Source organism: Falsiroseomonas sp. RANM36 (assembly GCF_056682175.1).
The window spans coordinates 194,984-197,223 of record NZ_JBWXTD010000005.1 but is presented as its reverse complement, the minus strand read 5'-3'; the positions used below and the strand labels follow the sequence as shown (position 1 = coordinate 197,223).

General features: G+C 79.1%; 2 protein-coding genes. One reads left to right on the top strand and one right to left on the bottom strand.

Features of this window, described 5'->3' with window-relative positions; all coding sequences use genetic code 11:
* The coding region (locus AC1MIR_RS18860; protein ID WP_480029728.1) for a trypsin-like peptidase domain-containing protein at positions 1-925 on the bottom strand (925 nt) is incomplete at its 3' end.
* Between the two features lie 39 nt (positions 926-964).
* On the opposite strand from AC1MIR_RS18860, the gene AC1MIR_RS18855 reads away from it, so the two are divergent.
* Positions 965-2,158 (top strand): YbfB/YjiJ family MFS transporter, encoded by a 1,194-nt coding sequence (locus AC1MIR_RS18855; RefSeq protein WP_480029727.1) that lies wholly within the window; start codon positions 965-967, stop codon positions 2,156-2,158.
* Positions 2,159-2,240 lie beyond the last annotated feature (82 nt).

The following is a 2,240-nucleotide window of genomic DNA, read 5'->3' as shown; positions in this document are numbered from 1 at the left end:
GGGGGCGCCCGGGGCGCGGCGGGCGGCGCCCCGGGGGCGCGCCGCCCCCCCCCCCCGCCCCCCCCCCCCCGCCCCGGGCATGGCGCCGGCGGCCGGGCTCATCGGCCGCGATGTCCTCGAGGCTGACGCCGAGCCAGCCGCGCTCCACCCGGCCGCCGGCGCGCAGCTGCTCGATGATCGGGCGGGCGAGGTCGGCGGGGACGGCGAAGCCGATCCCGGCGCTGGCGCCGGAGGGCGAGAAGATCGCGGTGTTGATGCCGACCACCTCGCCGGCGGTGTTGAACAGCGGCCCGCCCGAATTGCCCGGGTTGATCGGCGCATCGGTCTGCAGGAAGTCGTCATAGGGGCCGGAGCCGATGTCCCGCCCGCGGGCCGACAGGATGCCGGAAGTGACGGTGCCGCCGAGGCCGAAGGGATTGCCGGCCGCCAGCACCCATTGCCCGACGCGCAGCGCCGCGGAACTGCCCCAGGGCACGGAGGGCAGCGGCGCCCGCGCCTCCACCCGCAGCAGCGCGAGGTCGGTCAGCTCGTCGGAGCCGACGACGCGGGCGACATATTCCTCCCCGTCCTGCAGCGAGACCACCACCCGGCTGGCATTGCCGACGACATGGTGGGCGGTGACCACCAGGCCGGCCGGGTCCATGATGAAGCCGGACCCCGCGCCCTGGCTCTGCCGGCTGCGGCCGCGGCGATCCCGGAAGAAACGCTCGAAGGGCGTGCCGCGCAACTCGGGTGGCACCTCCACCCGCTCCTCGGAGGTGACGGCGATGTTGACGACGGCGGGCAGCACGCGCTCCGCGAGGTCGGCGAAGTCGGGCAGCGCGGCGGCGCCGCGCTGGGCGCTGGCGCTCGGCAGGCCGCCGCATCCGGCGAAGGGCAGGAGGACCAGCGCGGCCACGGACCTGCGGCCGATGGGGTGGGACATGAGGGCTCGTCCAGGCAATGGCGGCGGGGCCGCCGATCCGTGTCGCGTCGCAGCATGGACAAGTGCCGGCATGGCTTCAACAGCCCGCGCCGGCCGCCGCCCCCGGCACCGCGCCACGCGATGAAGGTGGCCTGGGCCGCGGCGGGCGCAATCCTGGCCGGTATCGGGCTGGCCCGCTTCGCCTATGTGCCGCTGTTCCCGGCGATGGTCGCGGCCGGCTGGGTGGATGGCGGCGAGGCGGGGCTGCTCGGCGCGGCCAACTTCGCCGGCTACCTGGCCGGCGTGCTGGCGGGGCGGCGGCTGGCGGCGGGCATCGGCGTCCCGCGCGCTCTGGATGCGGGGATGGCGCTGGCGGTGGCGGCCTTCGCGGCCTGCGCCTGGCAGGGGGGACTCGGCTGGCTGCTGGCCTGGCGGGCGCTGGCCGGGACGGCCGGGGGCGTGCTGATGGCGCTCGCCGGACCCTCGGCCCAGGCCAGCGTGCCGCCCGAGCGGCGCGGCGCGGCCAGCGGGATCGTGATGACGGGGGTGGGGCTCGGCGTCGTCGCGGGCGGCCTCGCCATCCCGCTGCTGCTCGGCGGCGGGATCCCGGCGGCCTGGCTCGGCCTGGCCGGGGCGGCGGCGATGGTGTGGTGGGCGGCGCGGCGCCACTGGCCCGATCCGCCGGCCCTGCCGGTGGAGGAGACGCGCACCGCCGTGCCGGCGGCGGGCGGGCTGCTGCTGGCCTATGCGCTCTCGGGCGCGGGGATGGTGGCGCCGATGGTCTATCTCTCGGACCTCGCGGTGCGCGGGCGGGGCCTGCCGATCGAGGCCGGCGCGGCGGTGTGGATCGGCTTCGGGCTCGGCGCGCTGGCCGGCACGCTGCTCGGCGGGCGGGTCGCGGGGCGCATCGGCGGGCGGCGGGCGCTGCTGGCCTGGATGGTGGTGCAGGTGGCCGCCCTCGGCGCGGCGCTGGTGCCGGCCTGGCCGGCGCTGATCCTGGCCGGCCCGCGCGGCGGCTTCGCCGGCGTCGGCGCCACGGCGGTGACGCTGGTCGCGGCGCGGGAGGTCGCGGGGCCGCGCGCCGGCGTGATCTGGGTGCGGGCGACGGCCGCCTATGCGGTGGCGCAGGTCGGCTTCGCCTTCGCGCTCGCGGCGCTGTTCGACGCGACGGGCGACAGCCACGCGGCGGTGTTCGGCGTCGGGCTGGCGCTCAGCCTGGCGGCCTGCGCGGTCGCCTTCCGCGGCCGGGGCTGACGAAGAAGGGGGGGGGGCGCCCGGGGGGGGGCCCCCCCCGGGGGGGGGGGGGCGGGGGGGGGGGGGGGGGGGGGGGCGCCGG